2 rRNA genes are annotated in these 5,125 nt (G+C 57.2%); both read right to left on the bottom strand.

The features are described 5' to 3' along the window. Nucleotides 1-35: 35 nt before the first annotated feature. Nucleotides 36-3,163: ribosomal RNA gene (locus tag FNX44_RS23690) — 23S ribosomal RNA — on the bottom strand. Nucleotides 3,164-3,479: 316 nt separating this feature from the next. Further along, a 16S ribosomal RNA gene (locus FNX44_RS23685) occupies nt 3,480-5,007 on the bottom strand. The 16S and 23S rRNA genes sit together here, the layout of an rRNA operon. Between the last annotated feature and the right edge of the window lie 118 nt (nt 5,008-5,125).

Raw genomic sequence — 5,125 nt, 5'->3', positions numbered from 1 at the left:
TTGCCTCAGAACCAACACAGTGGACGCGAGCACATATGGTCAAGCCCTCGGCCTATTAGTACCGGTCAACTCCAACCCTCACAGGTCTTCCATCTCCGGCCTATCAACCCAGTCGTCTACTGGGAGCCTTACCCCAACAAAGTGGGTGGGAGTCCTCATCTCGAAGCAGGCTTCCCGCTTAGATGCTTTCAGCGGTTATCCCTCCCGAACGTAGCCAACCAGCCATGCCCTTGGCAGAACAACTGGCACACCAGAGGTCCGTCCGTCCCGGTCCTCTCGTACTAGGGACAGCCCTTCTCAAAACTCCAACGCGCGCAGCGGATAGGGACCGAACTGTCTCACGACGTTCTAAACCCAGCTCGCGTGCCGCTTTAATGGGCGAACAGCCCAACCCTTGGGACCGACTCCAGCCCCAGGATGCGACGAGCCGACATCGAGGTGCCAAACCATCCCGTCGATATGGACTCTTGGGGAAGATCAGCCTGTTATCCCCGGGGTACCTTTTATCCGTTGAGCGACGGCGCTTCCACAAGCCACCGCCGGATCACTAGTCCCGACTTTCGTCCCTGCTCGACCCGTCAGTCTCACAGTCAAGCTCCCTTGTGCACTTACACTCAACACCTGATTACCAACCAGGCTGAGGGAACCTTTGGGCGCCTCCGTTACTCTTTAGGAGGCAACCGCCCCAGTTAAACTACCCACCAGACACTGTCCCTGATCCGGATCACGGACCCAGGTTAGACATCCAGCACGACCAGAGTGGTATTTCAACAACGACTCCACACACACTGGCGTGCATGCTTCACAGTCTCCCACCTATCCTACACAAGCCGAACCGAACACCAATATCAAGCTATAGTAAAGGTCCCGGGGTCTTTCCGTCCTGCTGCGCGAAACGAGCATCTTTACTCGTACTGCAATTTCACCGGGCCTATGGTTGAGACAGTCAAGAAGTCGTTACGCCATTCGTGCAGGTCGGAACTTACCCGACAAGGAATTTCGCTACCTTAGGATGGTTATAGTTACCACCGCCGTTTACTGGCGCTTAAGTTCTCAGCTTCGCCACACCGAAATGCAGCTAACCGGTCCCCTTAACGTTCCAGCACCGGGCAGGCGTCAGTCCGTATACATCGCCTTACGGCTTCGCACGGACCTGTGTTTTTAGTAAACAGTCGCTTCTCGCTGGTCTCTGCGGCCACCCCCAGCTCCCACTGCAAGAGTGTTCACCAGGTGTGGCCCCCCTTCTCCCGAAGTTACGGGGGCATTTTGCCGAGTTCCTTAACCATAGTTCACCCGAACGCCTCGGTATTCTCTACCTGACCACCTGAGTCGGTTTAGGGTACGGGCCGCAACACAACATCGCTAGAGGCTTTTCTCGACAGCATAGGATCATCCACTTCACCACAAACGGCTCGGCATCAGGTCTCAGACTTATATGCCATGCGGATTTACCTACATGACGTCCTACACCCTTACCCCGGGACAACCACCGCCCGGGATGGACTACCTTCCTGCGTCACCCCATCACTCACCTACTACCACCTTGGTTCAGCGGCTCCACCACTCCCCATCACCCCGAAGGGATCAAAGGCGGCTTCACGGCCTTAGCATCAGAAGATTCAGTGTTGGTCGCTGCATCACGGGTACCGGAATATCAACCGGTTATCCATCGACTACGCCTGTCGGCCTCGCCTTAGGTCCCGACTTACCCTGGGCAGATCAGCTTGACCCAGGAACCCTTAGTCAATCGGCGCAAGAGTTTCCCACTCTTGTATCGCTACTCATGCCTGCATTCTCACTCGTGAACCGTCCACAACTCGCTTACACGGCTGCTTCACCCGGCACACGACGCTCCCCTACCCACCCCAACAACCGTTAAGTTACATGTTGGAGTGACACGACTTCGGCGGTGTACTTGAGCCCCGCTACATTGTCGGCGCGGAATCACTTGACCAGTGAGCTATTACGCACTCTTTCAAGGATGGCTGCTTCTAAGCCAACCTCCTGGTTGTCTCTGCGACTCCACATCCTTTCCCACTTAGCACACGCTTAGGGGCCTTAGTCGATGCTCTGGGCTGTTTCCCTCTCGACCATGGAGCTTATCCCCCACAGTCTCACTGCCGCGCTCTCACTTACCGGCATTCGGAGTTTGGCTAAGGTCAGTAACCCGGTAGGGCCCATCGCCTATCCAGTGCTCTACCTCCGGCAAGAAACACACGACGCTGCACCTAAATGCATTTCGGGGAGAACCAGCTATCACGGAGTTTGATTGGCCTTTCACCCCTAACCACAGGTCATCCCCCAGGTTTTCAACCCTGGTGGGTTCGGGCCTCCACGACCTCTTACAGCCGCTTCACCCTGCCCATGGCTAGATCACTCCGCTTCGGGTCTTGAGCACGCTACTCAAACGCCCTATTCGGACTCGCTTTCGCTACGGCTTCCCCACACGGGTTAACCTCGCAACGTACCGCAAACTCGCAGGCTCATTCTTCAAAAGGCACGCAGTCACGACCGTGCATGCAAGCACACACGGCGACGCTCCCACGGCTTGTAGGCACACGGTTTCAGGTACTATTTCACTCCGCTCCCGCGGTACTTTTCACCATTCCCTCACGGTACTATCCACTATCGGTCACCAGGGAATATTTAGGCTTAACGGGTGGTCCCGCCAGATTCACACAGGATTTCTCGGGCCCCATGCTACTTGGGTGGCTCTCAAACGAGCCGTTGCAGTTTCAGCTACGGGGGTCTTACCCTCTACGCCGGGCCTTTCGCATGCCCTTCGCCTACCACAACGGTTTCTCACTCGCCGACCGGCCGGCAGACCGATCAAGAGAACTCCCACGACCCCGTATGCGCAACCCCTGCCGGGTATCACACACATACGGTTTAGCCTCATCCAGTTTCGCTCGCCACTACTCCCGGAATCACGGTTGTTTTCTCTTCCTGCGGGTACTGAGATGTTTCACTTCCCCGCGTTCCCTCCACATACCCTATGCGTTCAGGTATGGGTGACAGCCCATGACGACTGCCGGGTTTCCCCATTCGGACACCCCCGGATCACAGCTCGGTTGACAGCTCCCCGGGGCCTATCGCGGCCTCCCACGTCCTTCATCGGTTCCTGGTGCCAAGGCATCCACCGTGCGCCCTTAAATACTTGGCCACAGATGCTCGCGTCCACTGTGCAGTTCTCAAACAACAACCAGCCACCCGCCACCCCACGTCACCACGACACGAGTACACCGGGACCGGCACCGAAGATGAGACCAAAACGGCCGCACCCTCAGACACCCAACAGCGTGCCCAACCCGACTCACTGACCCTGCCTCGTTCCACGCTCTTACAAGCAGTACTAGAGAACACGACCAACCAGCCAAACTGAATAGTCAACGTTCCACCCATGAGCAAACCACCGTCAGACATTCGCTGACGTAATGGCCCTGACCAGCCCTCCGAAGAGAGTGGTAGATGCTCCTTAGAAAGGAGGTGATCCAGCCGCACCTTCCGGTACGGCTACCTTGTTACGACTTCGTCCCAATCGCCAGTCCCACCTTCGACGATTCCCTCCCACAAGGGGTTGGGCCACCGGCTTCGGGTGTTACCGACTTTCGTGACGTGACGGGCGGTGTGTACAAGGCCCGGGAACGTATTCACCGCAGCAATGCTGATCTGCGATTACTAGCGACTCCGACTTCATGGGGTCGAGTTGCAGACCCCAATCCGAACTGAGACCGGCTTTTTGAGATTCGCTCCACCTCACGGTATCGCAGCTCATTGTACCGGCCATTGTAGCACGTGTGCAGCCCAAGACATAAGGGGCATGATGACTTGACGTCGTCCCCACCTTCCTCCGAGTTGACCCCGGCAGTCTCCTGTGAGTCCCCATCACCCCGAAAGGCATGCTGGCAACACAGAACAAGGGTTGCGCTCGTTGCGGGACTTAACCCAACATCTCACGACACGAGCTGACGACAGCCATGCACCACCTGTACACCGACCACAAGGGGGACCGTGTCTCCACGGTTTTCCGGTGTATGTCAAGCCTTGGTAAGGTTCTTCGCGTTGCGTCGAATTAAGCCACATGCTCCGCCGCTTGTGCGGGCCCCCGTCAATTCCTTTGAGTTTTAGCCTTGCGGCCGTACTCCCCAGGCGGGGAACTTAATGCGTTAGCTGCGGCACGGACAACGTGGAATGTCGCCCACACCTAGTTCCCAACGTTTACGGCGTGGACTACCAGGGTATCTAATCCTGTTCGCTCCCCACGCTTTCGCTCCTCAGCGTCAGTATCGGCCCAGAGATCCGCCTTCGCCACCGGTGTTCCTCCTGATATCTGCGCATTTCACCGCTACACCAGGAATTCCGATCTCCCCTACCGAACTCTAGCCTGCCCGTATCGAATGCAGACCCGGGGTTAAGCCCCGGGCTTTCACATCCGACGTGACAAGCCGCCTACGAGCTCTTTACGCCCAATAATTCCGGACAACGCTCGCACCCTACGTATTACCGCGGCTGCTGGCACGTAGTTAGCCGGTGCTTCTTCTGTAGGTACCGTCACTTGCGCTTCTTCCCTACTGAAAGAGGTTTACAACCCGAAGGCCGTCATCCCTCACGCGGCGTCGCTGCATCAGGCTTTCGCCCATTGTGCAATATTCCCCACTGCTGCCTCCCGTAGGAGTCTGGGCCGTGTCTCAGTCCCAGTGTGGCCGGTCGCCCTCTCAGGCCGGCTACCCGTCGTCGCCTTGGTAGGCCATTACCCCACCAACAAGCTGATAGGCCGCGGGCTCATCCTGCACCGCCGGAGCTTTCCACCACCCGAGATGCCTCAGGCAGTCGTATCCGGTATTAGACCCCGTTTCCAGGGCTTGTCCCAGAGTGCAGGGCAGATTGCCCACGTGTTACTCACCCGTTCGCCACTAATCCACCACCGAAGCGGCTTCATCGTTCGACTTGCATGTGTTAAGCACGCCGCCAGCGTTCGTCCTGAGCCAGGATCAAACTCTCCATGAATGCTTCCCCGTAATCGGGGTCACAACCACAGAAGAGCGGAACAAGCAGGCGGAATAAGCCCACTCGTTCACAGCGTCCTCGCTGTGTTGTGTTTCAAAGGAACCTCGACCATCCACAA

Origin of the sequence: Streptomyces alkaliterrae, from assembly GCF_007097205.2 — a bacterium.
Classification (GTDB): domain Bacteria; phylum Actinomycetota; class Actinomycetes; order Streptomycetales; family Streptomycetaceae; genus Streptomyces; species Streptomyces alkaliterrae.
Note: the sequence above shows the minus strand (reverse complement) of the source record. Positions and strands in the feature narration are given on the sequence as shown.